General features: G+C 75.0%; 18 protein-coding genes and 1 pseudogene. 8 read left to right on the forward strand and 11 right to left on the reverse strand.

The window, feature by feature from the left end:
* The coding region (locus Q7T67_RS13005) for a SpoIID/LytB domain-containing protein (RefSeq protein WP_304790096.1) at positions 1 to 1,350 on the reverse strand (1,350 nt) is incomplete at its 3' end.
* 187 nt (positions 1,351 to 1,537) lie between these two features.
* Between Q7T67_RS13005 and Q7T67_RS13010 the strand changes: the two genes are divergently transcribed.
* Positions 1,538 to 3,487, forward strand: a complete 1,950-nt coding sequence (locus tag Q7T67_RS13010; RefSeq protein ID WP_304790099.1) for a glycoside hydrolase family 2 protein — start codon at positions 1,538 to 1,540, stop codon at positions 3,485 to 3,487.
* Between the two features lie 12 nt (positions 3,488 to 3,499).
* Here the strand turns inward: Q7T67_RS13010 and Q7T67_RS13015 are convergent, their stop codons facing one another.
* Together Q7T67_RS13015 and Q7T67_RS13020 are read right to left on the reverse strand one after the other, a co-directional pair.
* A complete protein-coding gene (locus Q7T67_RS13015) occupies positions 3,500 to 4,276 on the reverse strand; it encodes a VOC family protein (protein WP_304790102.1) in 777 nt (258 codons plus the stop codon).
* Positions 4,277 to 4,419: 143 nt separating this feature from the next.
* Positions 4,420 to 5,739 (reverse strand): lyase family protein, encoded by a 1,320-nt coding sequence (locus tag Q7T67_RS13020; RefSeq protein ID WP_304790105.1) that lies wholly within the window; start codon positions 5,737 to 5,739, stop codon positions 4,420 to 4,422.
* Between the two features lie 629 nt (positions 5,740 to 6,368).
* Here Q7T67_RS13020 and Q7T67_RS13025 point away from each other — a divergent pair.
* Complete coding sequence (locus tag Q7T67_RS13025) at positions 6,369 to 7,790, forward strand: MATE family efflux transporter (protein ID WP_304790108.1); 1,422 nt, start codon at positions 6,369 to 6,371, stop codon at positions 7,788 to 7,790.
* A 13-nt stretch (positions 7,791 to 7,803) separates the two neighbouring features.
* Here Q7T67_RS13025 and Q7T67_RS13030 read toward each other — a convergent pair whose 3' ends face one another.
* Positions 7,804 to 8,613, reverse strand: a complete 810-nt coding sequence (locus Q7T67_RS13030; RefSeq protein WP_304790111.1) for a polyphosphate kinase 2 family protein — start codon at positions 8,611 to 8,613, stop codon at positions 7,804 to 7,806.
* A 96-nt stretch (positions 8,614 to 8,709) separates the two neighbouring features.
* On the opposite strand from Q7T67_RS13030, the gene Q7T67_RS13035 reads away from it, so the two are divergent.
* Positions 8,710 to 9,792, forward strand: a complete 1,083-nt coding sequence (locus Q7T67_RS13035; protein ID WP_304790114.1) for an ABC transporter substrate-binding protein — start codon at positions 8,710 to 8,712, stop codon at positions 9,790 to 9,792.
* 20 nt (positions 9,793 to 9,812) lie between these two features.
* Here the strand turns inward: Q7T67_RS13035 and Q7T67_RS13040 are convergent, their stop codons facing one another.
* The 6 genes and pseudogenes from Q7T67_RS13040 to Q7T67_RS13060 all read right to left on the reverse strand — a co-directional run bounded on the left by Q7T67_RS13040 (position 9,813) and on the right by Q7T67_RS13060 (position 15,877).
* Positions 9,813 to 11,168 (reverse strand): MSMEG_0569 family flavin-dependent oxidoreductase, encoded by a 1,356-nt coding sequence (locus Q7T67_RS13040; RefSeq protein WP_370695401.1) that lies wholly within the window; start codon positions 11,166 to 11,168, stop codon positions 9,813 to 9,815.
* 84 nt (positions 11,169 to 11,252) lie between these two features.
* Positions 11,253 to 11,510, reverse strand: a pseudogene (locus tag Q7T67_RS21230) (MSMEG_0570 family nitrogen starvation response protein); the annotation flags it as partial.
* Positions 11,511 to 11,621: 111 nt separating this feature from the next.
* Positions 11,622 to 12,506, reverse strand: a complete 885-nt coding sequence (locus tag Q7T67_RS13045) for a carbon-nitrogen hydrolase family protein (protein ID WP_304790119.1) — start codon at positions 12,504 to 12,506, stop codon at positions 11,622 to 11,624.
* Positions 12,503 to 13,996 (reverse strand): MSMEG_0567/sll0787 family protein, encoded by a 1,494-nt coding sequence (locus Q7T67_RS13050; protein WP_370695402.1) that lies wholly within the window; start codon positions 13,994 to 13,996, stop codon positions 12,503 to 12,505. Before Q7T67_RS13050 ends, Q7T67_RS13045 begins: the two co-directional genes overlap by 4 nt.
* A gap of 104 nt (positions 13,997 to 14,100) precedes the next feature.
* Entirely contained in the window at positions 14,101 to 15,351 is a 1,251-nt protein-coding gene (locus Q7T67_RS13055; protein ID WP_304790125.1) for an MSMEG_0568 family radical SAM protein, read from the reverse strand.
* A 4-nt stretch (positions 15,352 to 15,355) separates the two neighbouring features.
* On the reverse strand, positions 15,356 to 15,877 hold the full coding sequence (locus Q7T67_RS13060; RefSeq protein WP_304790127.1) for an MSMEG_0572/Sll0783 family nitrogen starvation response protein: 522 nt from the start codon (positions 15,875 to 15,877) through the stop codon (positions 15,356 to 15,358).
* 377 nt (positions 15,878 to 16,254) lie between these two features.
* Here Q7T67_RS13060 and Q7T67_RS13065 point away from each other — a divergent pair, with 377 nt between their 5' ends.
* A complete protein-coding gene (locus tag Q7T67_RS13065) occupies positions 16,255 to 16,917 on the forward strand; it encodes a response regulator transcription factor (RefSeq protein ID WP_304790130.1) in 663 nt (220 codons plus the stop codon).
* 175 nt (positions 16,918 to 17,092) lie between these two features.
* Complete coding sequence (locus Q7T67_RS13070) at positions 17,093 to 17,464, forward strand: hypothetical protein (protein WP_304790133.1); 372 nt, start codon at positions 17,093 to 17,095, stop codon at positions 17,462 to 17,464.
* Between the two features lie 379 nt (positions 17,465 to 17,843).
* Here Q7T67_RS13070 and Q7T67_RS13075 read toward each other — a convergent pair whose 3' ends face one another.
* Positions 17,844 to 18,932, reverse strand: coding sequence for a PAS domain S-box protein (locus Q7T67_RS13075; RefSeq protein WP_304790136.1), 1,089 nt, complete (start codon positions 18,930 to 18,932; stop codon positions 17,844 to 17,846).
* 134 nt (positions 18,933 to 19,066) lie between these two features.
* On the opposite strand from Q7T67_RS13075, the gene Q7T67_RS13080 reads away from it, so the two are divergent.
* From Q7T67_RS13080 to Q7T67_RS13090, 3 genes are all read left to right on the forward strand, one after another.
* Positions 19,067 to 19,738 (forward strand): metal-dependent transcriptional regulator, encoded by a 672-nt coding sequence (locus Q7T67_RS13080; RefSeq protein WP_304790139.1) that lies wholly within the window; start codon positions 19,067 to 19,069, stop codon positions 19,736 to 19,738.
* A gap of 293 nt (positions 19,739 to 20,031) precedes the next feature.
* A complete protein-coding gene (locus Q7T67_RS13085) occupies positions 20,032 to 23,319 on the forward strand; it encodes a hypothetical protein (protein ID WP_304790141.1) in 3,288 nt (1,095 codons plus the stop codon).
* A gap of 344 nt (positions 23,320 to 23,663) precedes the next feature.
* Positions 23,664 to 24,587, forward strand: coding sequence for a MerR family DNA-binding transcriptional regulator (locus Q7T67_RS13090; RefSeq protein ID WP_304790144.1), 924 nt, complete (start codon positions 23,664 to 23,666; stop codon positions 24,585 to 24,587).
* Positions 24,588 to 24,731 lie beyond the last annotated feature (144 nt).

The following is a 24,731-nucleotide window of genomic DNA, read 5'->3' on the forward strand; positions in this document are numbered from 1 at the left end:
CGGCGGGGAGCTGCAGGGCGCGTTCGAGCTTCCCGACCGGTGGGCGACGTTCGCGACCGTGTCGATGTCCCAATGCCTGAAGGCCGGGCCGACGCCGGCGGAGCGCCGCGCCGCCCGGCGCTGCGCGGCGGTCGGCCCGGCCTTCAGGCACCCGGACATCGACACGGTCGCGAACGTCGCCCACCGGTCGGGCAGGTCGAACGCGCGCTGCAGCTGCCCACCGTCGATCTCCTGCGACCCGGCGTCGCCGACCACGCGGGCCCGCGTCACGCGTGGCGAGTCGCCGCGGCCCAGGACGTCCATCCGCCGGAAGCCCCCGACGCCGAAGCGCCGGGTGCGCTCGTCCGCGGAGGCCGTCGAGAAGGTGCGGGTCCACCGGTACAGCGACGCCCCGGAGTCCTTCTCGTAGGGATCCGGGACGCTCTGCAGCCACGAGCGGTCCTCGCCGCCGAAGACCGCGCTGGAGTCCTCCGTGCGGCCCCCGCTGGTGGAGAAGAAGTACGTGATGACGGGCGTGCCGCCGAGGGTGACGACCTGCCCGCGCGTCGCCGCGACCGCCGCGTCGCCGGCGCCGGTCTCGCCGCTGACCCCGGTGTAGACCTGCGATCGCGTGTCGGGGTACTGGTCGAACGCCTGCCCGCCGACCGCGTTGGTGATCGCGTAGGTGCGCGCGACGATCGCCTGCGCCCGCAGGGCCGCGACCGGCCAGGACGACGGGGACTCCTCGGTGACCACGCCGCGCAGGTAGTCCTCGATGTCCAGCTCGTTGACGACGAGCACGTTCGGCCCCTCGGGCAGCACGTCGACGGTCCCGCGGAAGGACCCGTCCTGCACCCCGTCGGCCGCGCGGCCCGCGACCCGCAGCAGCCCGGCGGCCCCGGGACGGATCTCGATCGCCGAGGTCGAGGAGCCGATCTTCCGCTTCCGCCCGACCTGCCGGATGTCGATCCCCTTCCCGGTGCGGACGAGCCGGTAGGACCGCGTCGTCTTCGTCCGCAGCCCACCGATCGAGACCGCACCCGAGACCGTCGCCTCGCGGCGGCCGGTCTGCAGCTGCACCCGCACGGCGCGGCGGGCGGCGGGGGAGCGCTGCAGGCTCGTGCCGCGGTAGTAGTGCGCGAGGATCTGCCGCACGGAGAAGCCCTTGTCGGCCATCCCGCGCGCGCCGTACTGGCTCAGCCCGACGCCGTGGCCGAAGCCCGCGCCGAGGACGACGACCCGCTCCGCCGCACCGGCGGGCGCGGCGGGGACGACGAGGGTGCCGGCGGCGAGGGCGGAGGCGGCGACCGTCGCGAGGCCGAGCCGGACCCCGCGGGGCGCTCGGTCGGTGGGGGACCTGCGGGACCGCATGGACTGGGCACCGTAGCGCCCCGTGCCCCGCGCCCGCGCCGCTCCGAGGTCCTCCCGGACGGGGCCGCCGACACCCCGGAACCGCCCGTCTGCAGGGGCTTCGGCCCACCGGCACCGGCCCTGGGGACCTCCGGTAGCCTCCGACGTTCGCGCGGGCGTCGTCTGCTCTCCCCGCCGCGTCCTCCTCGTGTCTCTCGCGCCTCGCCGGACCCTGCTCATCCTCGTGCCCGTCGTGCTCGCCGCGGCGCTGCTCGCGATCCTGCTGCTCCCAGGCGGGACCACGCCCAGCCGCGCGGCCGCCGGCGACGCGTCGGAGCCGACGAAGCCCGTCACGATCTCCGGCCCGTTCGGCCGGATCGCCCTCGGCGGTCCGTGGACCGTCGCCGAGGACGCCCGCGACCGCGGCCTGAAGTCCGGCTGGCGCACCGGGAGCTTCTCCGGCAAGGACGTCACGATCCCGTACGTCCCCAACGCCGGTCGGATCACGGGCGCGGGCGGCGTCATCAGCCACCGCGGCTCGATCGCCTGGTACCGCACGAAGATCCAGGTCGACTCCGACGGCCAGTACGCGATCGCCTTCGGGTCGGTCAACCACCACGCCACCGTCTGGGTCGACGGCCGGAAGGTCGCCGACCACACCGGCGAGTTCCTGCCGTTCGACGCCCGCACCTCGCTGAAGGCCGGCGAGCACACGCTCGTCGTCCGGGCCGACTGGCGCGACCCCGAGAAGATGAAGGCGCAGGGCTGGCACCGGCTCTGGTTCAACTTCGGCGGCATCAACCGCGAGGTCACGATCCGCAAGCTCGGCCCGAGCGAGGTCCAGGCCCCCTACGTCACCACCACGCTCCAGGGCGGCGCCGCGAAGGTCCGGGTCTCCGCGGTCGTCGTCAACCGCAGCGTCGAGCGCGACGTCCAGCTGACCGGCGTCCTGCGCCGCGACGGGCAGGACATCGCCGTGCAGTTCCCCGCCGTCCGGCTGAAGCCGAAGGCGTCCCAGCGCGTGCAGACCGAGGTCACGGTGCAGGACCCGGCGCTCTGGGCCCCGGGCTCGCCGAACCTCTACGACCTGACCCTCGCGGTGCCGAACGAGAGCGCCTACCAGACGCGCGTCGGCCTGCGACAGGTCGAGAAGCGCGGCACGAACATCTTCCTCAACGGCAAGCGCATCACCCTGCGCGGTGCCTCGATCCACGAGGACGCACCGGGCTACGGCACCGGCCTGCGCCCCGAGCAGATGGACTCGCTCGTCGGGGACCTCAAGGAGATCGGCGCGAACGCCACGCGCGCCCAGCACCCGCTGTCGCCCGCCCTGCTCGAGCGCCTCGACGCCGCCGGCATCCTGCTGTGGCAGGGCGTCGGCCCGACCGACTCCCCCGGCTCTTGGAAGAGCGACACGCCCGCGAAGGCCGCCGTCGCCCGCCAGCGCGTGCAGACCACCCTCGACGAGCAGCAGACGCACCCGTCGATCATCGTCTGGAACCTCGTCAACGAGATCGCCCGCAACGGCGGGACGGACAACGGCCAGGTGCCGTACATCCGCGCGATGGCGAAGAAGCTGAAGACCGAGGACCCGGGCCGCCTGACCGCGCTCGACGTCTGGGCCACGCCGGTCAAGTACACGGCGAAGGACCCCGTCGGCGGTGCCCGCATCCCGGAGAAGATGGGCTCCGTCTACGACGACATCGACGCGATCGGCGTCACCAGCTACCAGGGCTGGTACTCCGACCCGGGCAAGTCGATGGCGTTCCTCAAGGACTCCATCCGCCGCTTCACGGGCCAGATCAAGCGGATCTACGCCGGCAAGGTCCTCCTGCTGACCGAGTTCGGCGCCGAGGCCAACGGCGAGAACGCGACGAACCGCCCCGGCGGCTACGGCTACCAGGCGAACCTGCTGAAGACGACGATCGACGCCTACTCGTCGGACCCGGCGATGTCGGGCACGATCGTCTGGAACCTGCGGGACTTCGGCGTCGCGCCGACCTTCATCGGCGGGTCGATCCGGCGCACCTACAAGGGCACGATCCGCCTGGTGCGCGGCCTGAACCAGAAGGGCCTCTTCACCTACGGCGGCCGGCCGAAGCCGTCCGTCGCCCCGGTCAAGGCGGCGCTGCAGCGCGCGGCCGACGACGTGAAGTAGGGCTTCGCGGGGTCAGTCGGCCCCGCCGGCCGCGAACAGCTCCGCGGCGCTGCCCACCGGCACGGGCTCGCCCGGGACGAGGCCCGGCACGCGCGTCAGCTCGATGCTCAGCGGCCCGGGCGCGGCGGCCTTGTCCGTGGGGAACCACGGCCGCCACTCGCGGACGCAGATCAGCAGCCCCGACTCGTCGCCGACGGCCGCGAAGCCGGTCTGCGGATCGCCGAACCACAGCCGCTCGCCTAGCGCCTCGAGGCGATCCACCAGCGCCCCGACGTCGGGCGTGTGGATCCCGACCTCGCTGATGCCGCGCACGAGTCCCGCCCCGCGGACGTCCTCGGGCGCCATCGTGCTCGGCGTCCACGGCTCCCACGGCCGTCGGTGGCGGGCGATCAGCTCGACCACGTGACCGCCCGGCGACTGCGCGTACACGCTGTGGGCGACCCAGTTCGGGAAGTCCACGATCGTCTCGCCGTCCCGCAGCGCGATGAGGGGCGAGGCGCCCGCCAGCCACTCCGCGGCCTCGACGAGACGGTCCTCGGCGACCTCGAGCGCCACGTGGTGCGAGGGCCGGGCGCCCGCGCCGCCGCGTGAACGGACCCCCTCGGCGACCGGGGCGAACGCCAGCACCCCCGAGCCGACCCGCACGGCGAACCCGCCCGCGGGCGCCCCGGGCGCGGTCTCGAGTCCCAGACGCCCCGTCCACCACCGCTGCTCCTCCGCCATCGCCGACGTCGAGAGGGTCACGCGGCGGAACCGCGGAGGGGCGTCGGAGGCGGGCGGCGGAGGCACGCCTCCACGCTACGGGACCCCGCGCGGGAGCCGTGCCACGGCGGTGGCGTGCGGGACCTGGTCGTGGTCTCGCCGCTGGGGGCGAGGGACTCGCGACCAGGTCGGACGGCGCCGCCCCACGGAGGGCGGGCCGTCCGGGCTCCTCAGCCCTGGTTGCCGCGGGCGATCTTTCGCAGGTCGATCGTCTTGTCGAAGAGCTCGGCGTCGACGCCCTCGGCCAGCGCGACGTCGCGCAGGGTCTCGCCGGACTCCGTCGCCTTCTTGACGATCGTCGTGGCCAGGTCGTAGCCGATGGCCTCGTTCAGCGCCGTGGCGGTCGCCAGGGTGCCGGCCGCCGAGGCGTCGGTGCCCTTCGTGTTGGCCGTGATGCCGTCGACGCACTTCGTGGCGAACGACGTCGAGGCCGTCGTGAGCAAGTGCAGCGACTGCAGCAGGTTGCGGGCGATCAGCGGGACGCGGACGTTCAGCTCGAACTGGCCCTGCATGCCGCCGATGGTGATCGCGGTGTCGTTGCCGATGACCTGCGCGGAGACCTGGATGACGACCTCGGGCAGGACCGGGTTGACCTTGCCCGGCATGATCGAGGAGCCCTTCTGCAGCTCGGGCAGGAAGAGCTCGCCGATGCCGACGCGCGGGCCGGAGCCCATCAGCGCGATGTCCTGGGCGATCTTCGTCAGCGAGACGGCGACGACCTTCAGCGCGCCGGAGAGCTCGACGAGCGCGTCGCGGTTGCCCTGCGCCTCGAACGGGTCGGCCGGGGCGGCGATCTGCTCGAGGCCGGAGTCGGCGACGAGCTTCTTCCGGACGGCGGGCGCGAACTCGGCCGGGGTGTTCAGGCCGGTGCCGGTGGCGGTGCCGCCCAGCGGGATCTGGCCGACGTGCGGGAGGGCGGCCTCGACGCGCTTGACGCCCTGGCGGACCTGGGCGGCGTAGCCCGAGAACTCCTGGCCCAGCGTGACCGGGACGGCGTCCATCAGGTGGGTGCGGCCGGCCTTGACGACGTCGACGAACTCGTCGGCCTTCGCCTGCAGGGAGCCCTCGAGCTGCTTCAGCGCCGGGATCAGGCGGTTCGTCGCCTCGTCCAGCGCGGCCAGGTGGACGGCGGAGGGGAACGTGTCGTTGGACGACTGCCCCATGTTCACGTGGTCGTTCTTGTGGGCCTTCTCGCCGGTCAGGGCGGAGATGACCTCGTTGACGTTCATGTTCGTCGACGTGCCGGAGCCCGTCTGGAAGACGTCGATCGGGAACTGGTCGTCGTGCTCGCCGGCGACGATCTTGCCCGCGGCCTCGGAGATCTGGTCGGCGATCCCCTGGTCGAGCTTGCCGAGCTCGGCATTGACCAGCGCGGCGGCACCCTTGATGCGGGCCTGCCACTTGATGACCTGGATCGGGACGCGCTCGCCGCTGATCGGGAAGTTGTCGACGGCCTTCTGGGTCTCGCTGCCGTACAGGGTCTCGGACATGGGGTCCCTCTCTCAGGGGGTCGTGGCGGACCGGGCGCACACTACTCCCGGCCCTGGGCCGGACGGCCCGTCGCCGGGTCTCCTACCCGACCGTCCGGGGGCTGCCACGGGCCGACGGCGGGCGTCGAGGCGCGGCGGGCGGGCATGGGCGGCGAAGCGTCGCCGTGGCGGGACCGCGGATCGGTGGCGGGCATGGGACGGCGGTGCCTCGTCGTGGCGGGACCGCGGATCGGTGGCGGGTACGGGGCGGCCGCGGAGGGGCGCGCAGAATGCAACAGCACGGGCGAGAGCCCGGTCCGGGCGAGGCGGGAGGACGACACCGGGGGTCCACGATCCAGGTCTCGCGCGGCCCTCCAGACCGAGATGGGGATCGGAGGTGCTGGACGACCACGATCCACCTCTCGGCCGGCAGGCACGGGCGAGACCTGGATCGGTGTCGCGCGCCTCCCGGGGCCGACCGACGAACGCGCCGGCCAGACCGGCCGCGCTCCAGGGCCCGACCGACCGACCGACGCGCCGGCCAGACCGGCCGCGCTCCCGGGACCGACCGACGGACGCGCCGGCCCGGTCGGCCCCTCGCGTCCCGACCCCCTGGGTGCCCTCCCGTCCGGCGCTAGCCTCCCCGACCCGTGCCGGCGCTGCGCTCCCCCCACGACCGCGAGATCCTGCGACTCGCGCTCCCGGCTCTGGTGACGCTCGCGGCCGAGCCGACCTACCTGCTCGTCGACACCGCGATGGTCGGGCACCTGGGCGTCGCCCCGCTGGCCGCGCTCGCGCTGGCGGTCTCGGTCCTGGGCACGATCACCGGTCTCGGGGTGGTCGCGACCTACGCCACGACCGCCGCGGTGGCCCGGCTGTCCGGGGCCGGACAGGACGAGGACCTCCGAGCTCTGGCGAGCCAGGCGCTGTGGCTCGGGGCAGGGGTCGGGGCGACGGGCGCGGTGGTCGTGGTGGCCCTCGGGCCGCTCTGGATCGACGCGCTCGGCGGCACGGGCGACACCGCCGACGACGCCGCGCGCTACCTGCGGATCGCCGCCCCGGGCCTGGCGCTGGCCCTCGCGAGCATGGCTGCGCAGGGCTGGATGCGCGGGACGGGCGACCTCCGCACGCCGCTGAAGATCGTCCTCCTCGGCAACGCGATCAACGTCGTCCTGAACCCGATCCTGATCTACGGGGCGGGCCTCGGCCTCGACGGCAGCGCGATCGCCACCCTCGTCGGCCAGCTGACGATGGGGGCGCTGTTCGTGCGGGTGCTCTGGCGGGCGGGGGCGGCTCCCGGCGTCGGGGGCACGGCGGCGGAGGTCCCCTCGGCAGCGCCGGGCCGGGCGGCGGGGGACGACGGGTCGCCGGCCGGCAGCGCCCCGCGGGGTGCGGCCGGGCCCGTCGACCGCCGCCCCTCGCTCGTCCTGCTCCGGCACCTCGGGTCCACCGGGGGGTTCCTCCTCGTCCGGACCGGCGCGCTGCTGCTGACCTTCGCGGTGGCGTCGGCCGTCGCGGCGCGGATCGACGAGCCGTCGCTGGCCGCGCACCAGATCGGCTGGCAGCTGTTCCTCTTCCTGGCGCTCGTGCTCGACGCCGCGGCGATCGCCGGGCAGGTGCTGATCGGCCGGGCGCTCGGGGCCGGCCGGGTCGACGAGGCGCTGGAGGCGTCGCGCCGGATGGTCCTGCTGACGGTGACCGTCGGGGTGCTCGCCGCGATCGTGCTCTTCGCGCTGCGCGGGGCGATCATCGGCGCGTTCACGGGCGACGCCGCCGTCCGCGACCGCGCGCTGGACCTGTGGCCGGTGCTCTGCGCGATGCTGCCGTTCGCGGCCGCGGTGTTCGCGTTCGACGGCATCCTCATCGGCGCCGGCGACGCGCGCTACCTCGCCGGGGCGATGGTGGCAGCGGCGGTGGTCGGCCTGCCGGCGATGGTGCTCCTGCGCGAGGCGGGTGCCGGGATCGCCGGCGTCTGGGGCGGCATCGTCGTGGTGATGGCCGCCCGCCTGGCCGCGACCTGGTGGCGCTGGCGCGGCGGACGGTGGGCGACGCCCGGGGCCTGGCGGACCTGACCCGCGGGTCGGCTCAGCTCTCGCCGGCCTCCTCGTCGTGCGACCCGGCGGCCGGCGGCAGCGCGAAGCCGAGGGTCTCGCAGCGCTCCTCGATCCGCTTGATCACCGTCTCGAGGACCGCGACGCGCGCCCAGCGCTTGGAGTCCGCCGGGATCAGGTCCCAGGGTGCCGCGCCGCTGTCGGTCTCGGCGACCATCTCCTCGACCGCGGCGGTGTACTCCTCCCGCTTGGCCCGGTTGCGCCAGTCCTCCTCGGTGAGCTTCCACGCCTTGAGGGGGTCGTTCTTGCGTCGCTCGAAGCGCTCCAGCTGCTCCTGGTCGCTGACGTGGAGCCAGAACTTGACGAGGATCGTGCCGTCGTCGGCCAGCTGCCGCTCGAACTCGCGGATCTCCTGGTAGCCGCGGCGCCAGTCGAGCTCGGGCGTCAGCCCCTCGACCCGCTCGACGAGCACCCGGCCGTACCACGTGCGGTCGTAGATCGCCATGCCTCCGCGGCCGGGCAGCGGCAGCCAGAAGCGGTGCAGCCAGTGGTGGCGCAGCTCGTCGGCGGTCGGCGCCGCGAACTGCGCGACGCGGTAGTGGCGGGCGTCGAGCGAGGCGACGAGCCGCTTGATCGCACCGCCCTTGCCGGAGGCGTCCCAGCCCTCGAAGACGATCAGGAGCGGCGGCCCGAACGGGTGGTGCCCGTCGGAGCCCTCCGGTCCGGTCTGCCCGCCGAGCGCGAGGCGCAGCTGCGCCAGCCGCGTCTGCGCCGACTCCAGCCGGCGATCCTGCTCCTTGCGGGAGAGGCGCAGCGTGAGGTCCAGCTCGTCCAGTCGGCCCATCCGACCACCCTACGCCCGCCGGGCGCCGATCTCGCGGGGCGGGCGCCGCGGGCACCGGATGGCGCGTCGACGGTCTACGCATTAGGGTGCCCTTCCATGCCCCCCACGCCCTCCTCCCGCCGCTCATCTCGATCCGCGCCCGCAGTGCTGCTGCTGGTCCTAGCCCTGCTCCTGGCCGGTTGCGGCTCGGGCGACGACGATGCGCCCGGCACCGCCGCGGGGACCACCACCACCGCCGCGCGCGCGGCCGGGGCGACGTTCCCCGCCACCGTCACCCACAAGTTCGGCACGGTCACCGTCCCGGAGCGCCCGACGCGCATCGTCGTCGCCGGCCTGACCGAGCAGGACACGGTGCTGCAGCTCGGCTACACGCCCGTCGCGACGACCGAGTGGTACGGCTCGCAGCCCTCGGCCGTGTGGCCGTGGGCGCAGAAGGCGCTCGGCGGGGCGAAGCCGACCGTGCTGAAGAACGCCGACGGGCTGCAGTTCGAGAAGATCGCCGCGCTGCGCCCCGACCTCATCATCGGGACGAACGCCGGCATGAAGGAGTCCGACTACCGGAAGCTCTCCCGCCTGGCGCCCACGATCGCCGCCCCGAAGGGCAGCTCGGACTACTTCTCGCCGTGGAACGAGCAGACCGAGCTGATCGCCGCGGCCCTCGGCATGCCGGAGCAGGGCCGGCAGCTCGTGCAGGGCGTGAAGGACCGCTACGCGGCGGCCGCGAAGGCCCACCCGGAGTTCGCCGGGAAGACCGCGACGTTCACCCAGGGCCAGATCTACAACGGGATCCTCTACGCCTACCAGCCGGGGCTGAACACGGAGTTCCTGAGCTACCTCGGGTTCCGCATCAACCCGAAGCTCGACGCCCTCGTGAAGGAGATCGGCGTGCAGGTCGAGATCTCGACGGAGCGGCTCGAGGTCGCCGACGCCGACGTCCTCGTCGCCGCCACCGAGAAGCCCGCCGACGTCGCCAAGCTCCTGAAGGTGCCGACGTTCGACCGCCTCGACGCGGTGGCGAAGGACCGGACGATCTACACCGACGCGACCCTCGCGGGCGCCCTGTACTTCATGACGCCGCTGAGCCTCACCTACGCGCTGGACCGGCTCGTGCCGCAGCTCGACGCCGCGCTCGAGGGTCGCGCCCCGCGCCGCGTCGTGGACACGGCCGCGCGCCGCTGAGCGGGAGCGGGCCGGCCGATCTAGCCCGCGGTGGTCGCGGCCGCGGTGACGGCCGCGACCCGCGGCGCCAGGTGGCCGGCGTCCCGGGCGACGCCGGCGAACCGGCCCGAGCCCCACGTGTGCTGCCACGGCAGGCCGAGGACGAAGAGCCCGGGGACGCTCGTGACGCCGCGGTGGTGGGTCGGGTAGCCCGAGCCGTCGAACGCCGGGACCTTGACCCACGACCAGTCCGACCGGAAGCCGGTGGACCAGATCACGGTCGTGATGCCGGCGGCGTGCAGGTCGACGAGCGCGCCGCCGTCGTCCTCGGGCTCCCACACCGGGACGTACCGGTCCTCCTCGGGCGCGTCGACGCCGTGGGCCGCGATCCAGGCGTCGATCCCGTCCTTGATCCGCTCCGAGACCGCGTCGGCCATGTCGAGGTTGCGCTTCAGGTCGCCGGCGAACGTGGCGGTGCCGTCGACGTCGAGCGCCGCGAGGCGTCCGTGCAGGGTCATGCCCTCCGCGGCGAACCTCCGCAGGTCGATGTCCCGGCCGCCGTCGCGACCGGTGACGTAGTGGTTGGCCTCGTGCCGGGCGCCGAGGCCCTCCTTGTGGTCCTCGATCGCCATGTCGTAGTGCCCGGAGTCGTGCAGCCAGGCGACGACGTCGCGGCCGCGGTAGGTGCGGGCCACCCGCGGGGCGGTGCCGACGGCCAGGTGGACCTCGCGGCCGGCCAGGTGCAGGTCCTCCGCGATCTGCGCACCGGACTGCCCGGAGCCGACGACGAGGACGGCGCCGTCGGGCAGCGGCGACGCGCTCTTGTACCGCGACGAGTGGATCTGCGTGACGGTCGCCGGCAGCCGCTCGGCCATCCGCGGGACGGTCGGCACGTGATACCCGCCGACGGCCAGGACCACGGCGTCGCACGTGAGGTCGCCCGCGGTCGTCCGGACGACGTAGCCCTCGGGCGCGGCCGCGAGGACCCCGTCGACGACGTCGGCCGCCGACGGCGCGGTCGAGGAGTCGCGCGCCGCACCGGCCGGGCGGTTGGCCGCCGGGTCGCTGCCGACGCCGCGGGCCTCGACGGACGTCACCGCGACGCCCTCGTGGACCGGCGCGTCGAACGCCGCGGCGTAGGACTCGACGTACTCGACGATCTCGTCCTGGACCATGAAGCCCGTCGGGTCGTCGCCGGCGTACGGGTGGCCCGGCAGCGTGCACTGCCAGTTGGGCGTCACGAGACAGAAGGACTCCCAGCGGTCCTCCTTCCACGAGTGCGCGACGGTGTGGCGCTCCAGGACGACGTGACCTACGCCCTGCTCCTTCAGGCTCCAGCTCATCGACAGGCCGGCCTGCCCGCCGCCGACGATCACGACCGGGACGTGCCCGCTCAGCTTCGCGGCCTGCGCACCGCGAAAGGTCCGCTGGGACGCGGACCGCCCCGCCGCGCCGCGCCGCAGGTAGTGGACGTGGACCGTGCCGCCCCCGTCAGGCGCGTGCTCGGCAGCGGCCTGCGCGACGGACTCCTTCTGCGCCATGGCCGAGGTGCACGCCATCCCGTACTGCTGCCGGACGCGCTCGGACGCGGCGTCCATGCCGGCGTCCACGCGGCGGACGAACTCGGCGACGGGGTAGGTCGCGGCGGGCGCGAGGTGCGCCTCGATCGCGCGCGAGGGCGACGTGCACCGCTGCACGTGGCCGTCGGGCCAGCTGACCTGGAAGTGGACTTCGGGCATCGGGAGGGTCCTCGGGGCGGAGAAGGGCAGGAGCGCCGGGGCCGTGCTTCGGCACGCCCGCCCGCGCGTGGCAGGCGGACGTGCCGAAGCCGGCGGGGCGGCGCGTGCGGCTCAGGCGGCGGTCGGCGCCTCGTACGGGATGGGCGTGGCGGCGGCGTAGACGTCGGGCCGCAGGTCGCGGACCGGGGACAGCGCGCGGCGGGCCTTCGCCAGCGTCTCTCCGAGGTCGAACGACGCGATCGCCAGACCGCCGGTCGAGTCGGTCTGCGCGACGACGTCGCCGTTGGGGTTGGTGATCCGCGAGCCGCCGAGGAACCGCAGGGAGCCGAAGTCGCCGGACTGGTTGGCCGACGCGACGACCATCGAGTTCTCGGCCGCCCGGGAGCGGTCCCACAGCTCGGCGCGGCGCCACTGGCGGTCCTCCTCGCGGACCTCGGGCGCGTTCGTCCGGCTCGTCGGCCAGGCGGAGAGGAAGCAGAGGATCTCGGCCCCGTCGAGGGCCAGGGTGCGGGCCGCCTCGGGGAAGGCCTTGTCGTAACAGATGAGCAGGCCCACCCGGCCGATCGGCGTGTCGATCGCGGAGAGGCCGTCGCCCGGCGTGGTGAACCGGCCCTCGTCCAGCGGCATGTGGATCTTGCGGTGGATCCCGAGGACCTCGCCGCCGGAGACGAGGGCCGCGACGTTGTGCCTGACCTGGTGGCCCGGGCGCTCCGGGTCGGGCTCCCCGGCCTCGCAGAAGCCGACCGCGATCACCATCTCGCCGGCCAGCTCGGCGACCCGCCGCAGCTCGGGGCCGTCGGGATCGAGGGCGGGCGGCGGGTCGTCGACGTCGCCGTTGAGGGACTCGACGTAGCCGCCCAGCGCGGCCTCGGGCAGGACCAGCAGGCCGACGCCGGCCTCGCGGGCCTCGGCGACGAGGCCCTCGATGGTGGCGAAGCAGGCGTCCATGTCGCGCCCGAACGGGGCCGCGGCCGCGGCGATCTTGAGCTCGGTCATCGGGGGTCCTCGGAGGAGGTGGTGGTCGTGGATGCGGTCGGGACGGAGGACGACCGGGACCGCGGGGAGGAGGCGGCGGCGGGCCGGGTGGCGGCCCCGAGGTTGGTGACGGCCCCGTCGACCGCGGTCGTGACCTCGCCGTCGGGCCAGCGCAGCCGCACGCCGGGCGCGTCCACCAGGCGGCCGCAGGCCGCGCCCACGGCGGGTCCCGCCGGCAGCGGTGCCGCGTCGGGCCGGTCGTCGGTGGTCAGCAGCGCGAAGCCGGGGAAGCACGTGAGCCAGTCGCCGGCGCTTGCCCCGGCGGGCCGCGGGATCGACGCGACGTCGAGCTCCGCCCCGCAGCCGGAGGCCTCGGCGAGCATGCCGGTCGTGCCGACGACCCCGGCCATCGAGACGTCCTTGGCGGCGGCCACCCGCCCGTCGGCGCGGGCGACCCGGACGGCGTCGAGCATCGTCCGCAGGTCGTCCCGGCGGCGCCACGACGTCGAGTCCCACTGACGGCCGTGGTACCCGGGGCGCCAGTCGCCCTCGAGGTCCGCGGTGACCGTCAGCGTCTGGCCGGCCCGCCCGGCGCCGGGGACCGGGTCGGTCGCCTGACCGAGGCCCGTGACGCTCAGCGCCGCGGGGACGCCGAGCTGGGTGTGGCCACCGAGGATCGGCAGGTCGAACGCCGCGGCGCCGCGGCGGACCCCGGAGAGGACCCGCGTGGCGTGGCCGACGTCGGCGGCACCGAGGGCGTCGAGCGCCCCGAGCGGGCGGGCGCCCATCGCGGAGAGGTCGTGGGCGGTGACGAGCATCGCGCACCAGCCGGCCCACTCCGGGTCGCGCTCGACCATCCAGGGCGTGATGGCGTCGGTGCACGCCACCACGCCCGGGGCGTCGGGGACCGGCACGGCGTCGTCGCCCTTCCAGCCGTCGTCGGGGACGAGCCCCTCGTAGAGCCCGCCGAGCGCCGCCTTCGTGGCGGCCACGAGACGCGCGATCCGGTCGACGGGCCAGTGCATGAGCACGTGCTCGCGGCCGGCGACCTGGATGCGACGCAGCGGGACCCAGCCGAGGCGGCGGAAGAACGCGACGTGGTCCAGCTGGACGTGCGCGTCGAAGCGCAGCGCTCCGACGTCGAGCGCCTGGACGCACGCGGCCCGGACGAGCGCCGCCCCGATCGTGCCCCGGGCGGTGCCGGGCACGTCCTCGCAGACCAGCCGCGAGCCGCGCCACCAGCCGAGGCCGCCGTCGCCGTCCTCGGGGTGGATCCGCACACCGCCGAGGACGACGTTCTCCGGGGTCACCGCCACGAGGACCCGGGAGCGGGGATGGGCGTCGTAGGCGTCGACGTCCTCGCCGGTGAAGAGGCCCTGCTGCTCCACGAACGCGCGACGGCGCAGGCGCCGGTAGGCGTCCAGGCGGTGCGGGTCGTCCTCGGCGTCGACGATCAGGACGTCGTGCGCGAGGCGCCGGGACGGGACGCCCGCACGGCCCGTCGCGCGCATCGCCGGCGGGGCGGGGGCGCCCAGGCCGGCGAGCACGTCGAAGGCCGCGGGCGGACCGGTCGGGAGCGGGGTCCCGGCGAGGTCGGTCGGGGGACGCACCGGGCTCAGCCGCCGTCCGCGCCGAGGGTGGAGCAGGCCCCGCAGGCCGCGCAGCCGGCGACCTGGTCGGCGCCGCGCATGCCGGCGTGGCGGAGCTTGCGGGCCACGCGGCCGGTCACGGCGCGCAGCTCCGCGGGCGACGGGGCGGGGACGCCGTCGGCGAAGGCGAGCGAGCCGTCCATCGGCCGGTACGGCACGACGAAGGGGTAGACGCCCATGTCGATCAGGCGCTCCGCGGCGGCGACGAGGTGGTCGGGCTCCTCACCCAGGCCGACGAGCAGGTAGGTCGACACGCGGTTGTGGCCGAAGACGGCGACCGCGCGTCGCCAGGCCTCCTCGTACCGCTCGATCGGGACCTCGGCCTTGCCGGGGGTCCAGCGGGCGCGGACCTCCTCGTCGGTCGACTCGACGTGGATGCCGACCGCGGCGGCGCCGGCCTCGTGCAGGCGGTCGATCCACTCCAGGTCCAGCGGCGGCTCGATCTGGACCTGGATCGACAGGCCGGGGACGGCGGCGAGGACCGCCTCGACGCACCGGACGAGGTGCTTGGCCCCGCGGTCGCGGCCGTTGGAGGTGCCGGTCGTCATGACCATCTGCGTCACGCCGTCGAGCCGGACGGCCGCGGCGGCGACCTCCGCGAGGTCCTCGGGGCGCTTGACCTGCAGGGTGTCGCCGGCGCGCAGCGACTCCTCGATCGTGCAGAAGCGGCAGCGCGTCGCCTCGTCGCGGTAGCGGATGCAGGTCTGGACGACGGTGGTGGCCAGGACGTTCGTGCCGTGCAGGCGGGCGAGGTCCTCGTAGCGCGTGCCGCCGGCCGTCGAGAGGTCGTAGAACGCGGGCCGCTCGATCGCCTCGACGGCGACGTCCTCGACGACGACGCCGTCCCTGGTCAGCTGGCCGTCCGCGTCGAGCGAGAACGGGGAGTCGGGCGACATCGGCAGGGTGGTCTGCGAGCCGCAGCCCTTCGCGGTGGCGGGCCCGGCCAGCTTCCAGTGGCCGTCGTTGCTCGGTCCGGCGCCGCCTCGGCGCGAGAGGCCGGGCGTGGCGCGCAGGCCGTGGACGGCGAGCTCGGCGCGCAGGGCGAGGTCGATCGGGGTGGGCTCGTCGGTCGCGTCCGCGCCCGGTCCGGCCGTCCCGAGGTCCAGGAGCGCCGAGACCTCGTCCCGCGGGTCCCGCGCCGCGGAAGGAGCTCCGGCGGCGCCGGTCGCCCGGCGCGTCTTCAGGAGGCCCGAGCCTCCTTCCACGTACGCGGACATCGTCCTAGAACATCCAGGTCGTGTTGATGATCGCGCCCTTGCGGGCGTACTCGATCATGCAGTCCTGGACGTCGAGCGGGTGGCACGGGATGACGCCCTCCATCAGGTCCTCCTCGCGGGCGCCGTGCAGCGCCAGGCCCAGGCGGCAGGCGTAGACCTTGCCGCCCTCGTCCATGAAGCGCTGGAGCTGCCCGTTCTCGTTGCGCATGCCCGGGAAGATCTCGGCGCCGATGGTCGGGAAGCCGCGGGTGGCGAGCGCGTTGAGCGAGCCGATCCCGAAGAAGTAGACGGCGGTCTCGAAGCCCTTGCGCTGGGCGCGGATCGCCTGCAGCACCGCCACGAGCGACACGGACGACTCGTGGGCGATGCCGTGGACGAGCCCGAGGTAGCTCTCGCCCTTCTCCGCCTGGTAGTCCGGGAAGACCTTCGTCGCGCCGTAGATGGACGCTCCGTCCTCCTTCGACGGGTGCGGGATCTCCTGGATGCTCGCGATCTCGGTGTCGCTGAGCGTGGGGGCGATGGCCATGGGGTGCTCCTGTGTCGGACGGTGCCGTCGGGCCCCGGCGCCTCCGCCCGATCGAGGAGGAGAGGTGCGCCGGGGGTCCGTCTGGCGGGCTGGGGACAGCGTCCCGCCGGGAGCCCCGCGCTTCGATGGCCCACCGGACGAGGCTCCGCGGGGTCCATGTGGCCCGCCGTCCAGATCGGACGCTCCACGTCGGGCGGGCCCACGGGACGGGCGTGGGGTTGTCCCTACCCCGGGGCCCGGGGCGTGCCGGCAGTCGGCGGCACCACCGACCGCCGACCGCCGCGGGCGTCGTCCGCCGGCCCGTCGACCCGGGCGCGGGAACGACCCCCGCAGGCCGGCGGTGACGTGCCCCGCCGGCCGGCGGTACCGTCAGCCGCGTGCCGGAGCCGCTCCGCCTCGTCGTCGCCGAGGACCACGCCCTGATCCGCGAGGGCCTCGTGCGGATCCTGCGCGACCTGGGCTTCGACGTGGTCGGCGAGGCCGCCGACGCCCCGGCCCTCGAGGCCCTGGCCGCGGAGTTGCGGCCGGACGTCCTCGTCGTCGACGTGCAGATGCCGCCGACCCACACCGACGACGGGATCCGCGCGGCCGAGCGGATCCGGCGCGCGCAGCCCGACGTCGGGGTGCTGGTCCTCTCGCAGTACGTCGAGGAGCAGTACGCGATGGAGCTGATCGGCGAGGACCCGCGCGGGGTCGGCTACCTGCTGAAGGACCGGATCGCGGACGTGGCGACGATCGGCGACGCGGTCCGCCGGGTCGCGGCCGGGGGCTCGGCGCTGGATCCCGAGGTCGTCGCGCGGATGCTCGGCAGGCGTCGTTCGGGCGACCGGCTGGGCGACCTGACTCCGCGCGAGCGCGACGTGCTCGCGGGCATGGCCGAGGGCCTGTCGAACGTCGGCATCGCCGACCAGCTCGGCGTGTCTGGCGCCGCCGTCGAGAAGCACGTGACAGGGATCTTCTCCAAGCTCGGCCTGGCCAAGGACCCGGCGGACCACCGGCGCGTCGCCGCGGTCCTGACCTACCTGCGCGCCCGCTCCTGAGGCGCCGGCGCGCTCGTCCCTGAGGTCCCGGCGCCACGGGTCCCTGCGTCCGGCCGGAGCGCCGCCGGACCGGGGTTCGGCAGCGGGCCCGAGGCGCCGGCGATGCGGGGCCCTGCGCCGACGCGACCCGGCGGAGATCCCGCCGGCACCCGCCACGGGCCGTAGGCTCGCGGCCATGCCGTCCCCGCTCGCCCCGTCCGATCCCGACCGCATGGCGGTGGCCGTGGGCGCGGGCACCGTCGCGATCGGCGCCGCGCTCCTGGCGGCCCCGGAGGCCGTCGGCGGCCGCGCCTGGATCCGCAGCCCCGCGCAGGCGCGGGTCCTCGGGCTCGTCGACGTCGTGATCGCCGTCGGCCTGCTCTCCGGTCGTCGGCGGGCCGTGTGGATGGGCGCGCGGGCGGTCGCGTCGGTCGGCACCGCGGCGTTCTTCGCCGACATCGCCCGGCGGGGCCCGGCGACCCGCGGGCCGGCCCTGCTGGCCGGGGCCCTGGCGACGGTCTCGATCGCCGACGTGGGCGCCGCCCGCGAGCTCGCGCGGCGCGTCTGACGGGCACTGCCGCGGCGCCGATGTAGTTTCTCGAACAACCTTCGTCGGGATCGTGGACACCCGGCGTCTAAGTGTTCAAGCGTCCACCGCGGTGGACGCCACGCCGAGCTTCGCGCTGGGCGGGACAGGCATCGAGGGCACGGTCGGCGATGGGGGATCTCGACCGTGCCCCCGAGCTCCTGCGTCCTCGTCGGCCCAGCCGACCGTCGCCTGCGTGGTGTCCCGGTGACCCAGACGCAGCAACGTGCCGTCCCACGGCACGAACCTGCGTCCGTGGCCCGCCCGCCTGCTCCGACGCAGCAACGTGCGGCCCCACCGCACGAACCAGCGTCACCCACCCGGCATGGCGCCCGCCGGTGCCCGTCCGCGCCCGCCCACGTCACCCCAGAGGCAGCGTCGCCGTCAGCCGCGTGCCCACCGGTGCGCGCCGCCGGGCGTCGCCGACCGCCAGCGTGCCGCCGAGCGCCGCGACCCGGTCCTCCAGGCCGCGGATGCCGGAGCCCGCCGCCGGGTCCGTGCCGCCCGCGCCGTCGTCCTCCACCGCGATCGTCAGCCCGTCGGTGCCGGCCCGCACGCGGACGACGGCCTCGCTGGCGGTCGGGGCGTGCTTTGCGACGTTCGCCAGCGCCTCGGAGATCACGAACCACGCACACGACTCGACCGCCGTCGGCCACCGGTCGTCGGGGACGTCGACGTCGACCGCCACCGGCGAGCGGGCCGCCAGCGCCTCGACGGCCGCCCGCAGCCCGCGGTCGGAGAGGACCGCCGGGTGGACGCCGGCCACCAGGTCGCGCATCTCGCGGATCGCCTCCTGGACCTCGTCGCCCGCACGGGAGAGGAGCGCCCGCGTGTCCCCCGCCCCGTCGCCGACGCGACCGACCGCGCTGCGCAGCGTCATCAGCACGTGGACGAGGCGCTGCTGCGCACCGTCGTGCAGGTCGCGGCTGATCCTCCGCCGGGCCGCGTCGGCGGACGCGAGGATGCGCGCCCGGGAGTGGTGCAGCTCCAGCGCCTGCGAACCGCCGACCCCCTCCGGCGCCTCGCCGCCCTCGGGGTCGACCTCCCGGAAGACGACGACCGCCCCGCGCCGCCCCTCCATCAGGAGCGGCGAGGACGAGTACGCGATCGGCACCATCGAGCCGTCGCGGCGGACGAACCAGTCCAGCTCGACCCGGACGACCTCGCCCGTGGTGCGCGGCTTCAGCAGCATGCACTCCTCCGGCGGGAACGGGGAGCCGTCGGGGTGCTTGTGGTGGATCGTCGCGTGGCTGTTGCGCCCCAGCAGCTCGCCCTCGCGGTCGTAGCCCAGCAGCGCGACCGCCGCCGGATTGGCGAACTGCACCGCGCCCTCGGGGTCGACGACGTAGAAGGCGTCGGCCGAGCTGGCGAGCAGGGCCTCGAACAGCTCCGGCCCGGGATCGACGTGGTGGCCGTCGGCGCCGTCGACGTGAGCGGGCACGGGGTCCACGGGTTCGACGGTACCCCGGCCCGGCGGCCGCGCCGGTGCGCGCGCGGCCAGAACCGGACGGCCGACGTTGTCCAGCCGGGCACGCCGTGCGGTTTGGGGTCCCGAAGCTTGTTTGTAGGCACTACAATCAAGGAATGCGTGACGTGACGCCGGCGGAGCAGGAATATCTGGAGACGCTGCTGCACCTGCTCGAGGCGGGTCGCCCGCTGACGGCCGCGAACGTCTCGCGCGAGATGGCGCTCTCGGCACCGACGGTGCACGAGATGGTCAAGCGCCTCGAGGCGGACGACCTGATCGTCCGCGACGAGCGCAAGCGGATCTCGTTCACCGACGAGGGCCTCGAGGTCGCCCGGCACGCCGCCAGCCGCCACCGGCTCGTCGAGCGGTTCCTCACCGACGTCCTGGGGATCCCCTGGTACGAGGTGCACGGCGAGGCCGAGAAGATCGACCAGGCGATGAGCCCGGCGGTCGCCGAGCGCATGCGCGCCGCGATCGGCACGGCCACGACCTGCCCGCACGGCCACCCGATCGCCGCCGGCAACCGCGTCATGTGCGGCACCCGCCTGGCCGAGGTGCCGGTCGGCAGCCGGATCACCGTCCTGCGGTTCGAGAACGAGCACGACGACATGCTGCGCGGCCTCCACGACGCCGGGCTGCGGCTGGGCTTCGCGGCGACGGTCGACCGGCACGACGACGGCGCGGTCGTCCTGCGCACGGACGAGGGCGAGGCCCGGGTCGACGCCGACGTCGCCGGCACCGTGGCGGTCTGGAGCTCGGCCGGGGTGCCGGAGGGCGCGCCGGCCTGAGACCCGCCCCGGCCGGCGCTCCCGGACCGGCGGCGGCGGAGGACGGGTTCCCGGGAGGCACCCGCGGGTCGGCGCTCGGCGCCCGGTGACCCGGTCGAGGGTGCGACGGGCGAGGAAACCCTGGGTGCGCCTCCTAGGGACCTCCGCCCTATCGTTCTCCTCCCGAACACCGTTCACGTGGCCCCCGTCGCCGTCCCCATCGCGACGACGCCGGCCACCTGGGCAGCTGCCGGAGCGGTCGTCCGCGCCCGCACCACCCCATCCGTCGGCTGCCACCCACACCAAGGAGCTTCGTGCCTCGTCCTCTGTCCACGGCGTCCGACGCGACCCGCGCCGCCGTGCCCTCCTCCGTCCCTCGGAGGACCCTCTCGTCCGCACCACGACGCGCGCATCGACGGGCGATCGGAGCGCTGTTCGCCCTCCTGCTCCTCCTCGGACTGGCGGTCCCGGCCCAGGCCGGCGCCAGCACGGTGACGGTGAACCAGCCCGAGCCGACGGTCGGCGAGACGCTCACGTTCACCGCGGATCTCGCCGCGGAGTGCCCGTTCCAGGTCAACTGGAAGGTCGACGGGGTCGTCCAGAAGGTCGCGACCTTCCCCACCGCTCCCGACTCCCGGCAGTTCAAGTGGGCCTTCTCCACCGCCGGCCCCCACACGGTCGACGTCTCGGCGACCGACGCCGGGTGCGCGGGCGCGGAGCCCGCCTCGATCCAGCTCACCGTCGACCCGGCCCTCGTCGGCACGATCACCGCCACGCCCGACCCGGCGCGCCCGGGCCGGCCCGTCCGGCTGACGGCCACGCAGGCCGGCGGGAACGACACGAACACGAGCTACTTCTACGCCTGGGACACCGACGACGACGGCCAGTTCGACGACAGCGCCGCCGACGGCTCCCAGCGGACCGTGACGCCGACGTACCCGACCGTCGGTCCGCGCACCGTCCGGGTGCGCATCCGCGACACCGCGGACCCGGTCCACGAGACGATCGTCACCCGGACGCTCGACGTCGCCGAGCCGGCGGCCCCCGCCCCGGGCGCGCCCCCGACGCCGGAGCCGGCGCCCGAGCCGCCCTGCACCACGCGCCTGGCGTTCAAGCTGACCGAGGTCACGACGACGGGGTGCTTCACGCAGGTGGGCGCGGTCCCCTCCGCCCGCTGGGAGACCACCGACGGCGTGAAGCTCAACGGCATCCCCTTCCCCGACTTCGGCCAGAAGTTCGAGGTCACGTTCCCCGACGCCGAGCACCCGGGCGGCCGCTTCGTCACGGAGAACGCCGCGATCCGCCTCGGCGGCCTGAACGCCTTCACGGGCGACGTCGACTTCGACCTCCCCGACGGCGAGCAGGGCGAGGAGAAGACGGTCGCGACCCTGCCCGTCCCGTCCCGCGCATCGCTCTTCGGGCTGAAGGTCCGCGGGTCGATCGCGCTGCGGTTCGGCTGGGCCGACGACGGGGAGCGCTACGCCACCCTGCCGCTCAACATCGAGCTGCCGTCGTCGTTCCGCTCCAGCCCGGCCCGCGAGGCCGGCACCGTCACGGGCACCGCGTCGCTCAAGGTGAGCCAGGCCGGCGGCATCCGCTACGACGGCCTGAAGATCCAGGCCAAGGACGTCTGGATCGGACGCATCAAGGTCGTCGAGACCTGCTTCTCCTTCATCCCCTCCGGAGGCCAGTCGGTCGACTCCTGCGAGGCCCCGGACCTCGACGGCAGCCCGTACATCACCTGCGAGACCGACACCGGCACGGACCGCTGGGACGGCAACGCCGTGATCCAGCTGCCGACGGCGAGCAACACGAAGCTCGCCGCCTTCGGCGGACTCGCCGACGGGCAGGTCAGCAAGCTCGGCGGCTTCGTCGACGACCTCGGCACCACGGTGCCGATCGTCCCGGGCGTCTTCCTCAACCGCGTCGGCATCGGGCTCTGCCTGGCCCCACCGCCGTTCAAGCTCCGCGGTGACGTGGGCGTCGCCGCGCTGCCGACCCCCGCCGGCCCGATCCTCGGCGTCAACGGACGCTTCCTCTACACCGACGCGAACGGCAACGACCCCTGGTCGCTGCTGGTCGGCGGCAACGTCAAGGTCTTCGGCGAGGAGGTCGGCAGCGGCGACGTGACGTTCAACGCGTGGGGCGACGTGGACTTCAACCTGAAGGCGAAGCTCGACTTCAAGATCGCCAGCATCGAGGGCACCGCGAACGGCTGGATCGAGCCGCGCAACGACCTCTTCAACGTGGAGGGCTCGCTGACGGGCTGCATCACGGGCCTCCCGTGCGCGACCGCCCGCGGGCTGATCTCGAGCTCCGGCGTGGCGGGCTGCCTGGACCTCGGCACCCTCGTGTTCTACGAGCCCGTCAACCCGCGCCAGGGCTCGTTCGGGTTCGGCTCGATCTCGTTCAGCACCCGCCGGGTCGAGGTGCCGATCAAGGGCGGCTTCGGCTACACGTTCGCGACGAAGAAGGTCGACCTGCTCGGCGGCTCATGCGACTTCGGGCCGTACAAGGCGACGCGCGGTGGGGCCGGGACCCGCGCCGCGGGCGACGTCCCGGCGGGCACCCGCGCCGCCACGGGCGACGCGGCCTCGGCGACGACCGACCCTGCGGCCGTGGCGACGGACGCTGCGTCGGCGGATCCGGCCGCGGCGACCACGCGCCGGGCGGGCACCGGCCTCTCCGAGGAGATCTCGAAGGGCACGAAGGCCGTGACGCTGCGCGTCGTCGGCAGCGACGGTCCGCCGAAGATCGTCCTCCGCGGCCCGGGCGGCGCGACCATCACCTCGCCGGCCGCCACCGGCACCGCGCAGGCGAAGGGCCGCTACACGCTGGTGGAGAACGCGACGGACGGGACGACGAGCGTCGTCCTGATCAGGCCGGCCGCCGGCGTCTGGACCGTCGAGGCGGCCCCCGGCTCGACGTCGACCCCGACGCGTCTGGACCGCGCCGACCTCGAGGCGCCGCCGGTGCTCCTGGGCCAGATCCGCAAGAGCTCGCGGGGGCAGCGGGTCACGCTGGCCTACGCCGTGGCGCCGGGCACCTCGGTCCGCCTGACCGAGCGGGGTCCGAAGATCGGCCGGACGATCATCGGCTCGGTGAAGGGGCGCCCCTGCCGCGGCACGAGGCCGCTGCCGGACGGTCGCCGCCTGCGGTGCGTCACGCGGACGTTCAAGCCGTCGCGCGGCCCGGGCGGCAAGCGGTCGGTGCAGGCGGTCGTCACGCGGAAGGGCATCGCCCTGACGCAGGAGACCGTCGCGACGTTCGTCGCCCCGCGTGAGCGGCTGCCGGCGCTGCCGGGCCGACTCCGGGCCCGCCGGACGAAGAGCGGCGCGCTGGTCGTCGCCTTCCCCAAGGTCGAGGGTGCCTCGCGCTACTCCGCCACGGCGGTCCTCAGCGACGGGCGCAAGCTCGGCTTCGACCTGGGGCCGAAGTGCCGCGCCGTGCGGATCCCCCGCGTCCCCAAGGGCGTCCGGGCGACGGTCAAGGTCGCGGGCGTCCGCTACGACACGCGGCCGGGTCGCTACCGCCAGGTGATCATGACGAAGAACAGCGTGACGGCCGGGCCGTTCCGCAAGCTGCCGTACCCCTGCCGCTGAGGCAGCGGGGGGTCCTGGTCGCGGCCGCTCGGGGAGAGCGGCCGCGGCGGGGCTCTCGGGGGGGGTGGTCTCTGGATCTTCGCCCCGGACGTCGAATTCGAGACCACGTCCCACGCAGGGGGACGGGGCGACCGGGCTGGTCTCGGGTTCGACGCCCGGAGCGTCGAGATCGCGACCACGTCCAGCGTCGCGGCCGATGCCGAACACGCCGGCGGCCGGTCGCCGGGGCCGCCACCCTGCGCCGCCGCCCCGCCCGTTCCTCCCTGCTGGGCGCCCGCGTGCACCCCGCACGCGGCGTTGCCGCGGTTGCGGCGGAGGGCCCCACGGCGGACGATCGGCGGTCGATGACCGCGATCCGCACCACGGCTGCCTCGGAGCTGCTCGGCGTCTCCGCCAGCACCCTGCGCGGCTGGGAGCGGCGCTACGGGTTCCCGACCCCGCAGCGGACGGGCGGCGGGCACCGCCAGTACGACCTCGGCGAGATCGAGGCCCTGCGCGAGGCGATGGACCGGGCGCCCGACGCGGCGACCGCCGTCGCGCTCGCCCGGCGCGACCACGCGCACGCCGACGGCCGCGATCCCGTCGACCCGTTCGGCGAGCGACCCGACGGCGGCCGGCGCGGCTCGGCCTCGCCCGTCGACCGCCTCCGTCGCGCGCTCCGCCGCTACGACGAGGGTGAGGCGGACCGCGTCGTCGAGGAGTCGCTCCACCTGCGGTCGCTCGAGCGCTCCGTCGACGAGCTGCTGCTGCCCGCGCTCGACGGCCTGGACCGCGACCACCCAGGGTCGGTCGAGTTCGCCTTCGGCTGGCGCTGGGCCCAGCGCTGGCTCGCGGCGGCCACGCGCACCGCACCGCCGGCGCACCGCCCGGCCCTCGTCGTCCTGGTCGACGGCACGGAGCACGGCTCGGTCGACGCGCTGCGCGTGCAGGCCCTCGACCTGGCGCTGCGCCGCGCGGGCGTCCTGCCGATCGCCGTCGGGGCCGGTCTCCAGCCGACGGAGCTGACGCGCGCGCTGCACCGGATCGAGCCCGCCGCGCTCGTCCTCTCGGGCCGCGGCGTCGCGCTGGACCGCCTCGGCCGGCTCGTCTTCGCGGCGCAGCGTGCGGCCGGCGGCGAGCTGCCCGTCCTCGACTTCCACGGCCCGCTGGTCGAGGCCCGCACGACCGGCGTCGAGCGCCTGGACCCCGCGCCGCTCGTGGCCCGCTCGCGCCTGCTGCAGGTGCTCGACGGCGACGACGCGCCGATCCGCCTGCGCCGCGGGCGCTGACCTGACCCGCCGCTCAGCGGCCGGGTCGCCCCGCCCCGCCGTCGCGTCGGGAGTGCCCCGACCACAGCGTCGGGGCGTCGCGCTGCCGCTCGGCGGCGGTCTTCGGCCAGCCACCGGACGGCGGTGCGCCGCCCTCCGGCCGCG

Source organism: Patulibacter sp., from assembly GCF_030655195.1.
Lineage (GTDB): Bacteria > Actinomycetota > Thermoleophilia > Solirubrobacterales > Solirubrobacteraceae > Patulibacter.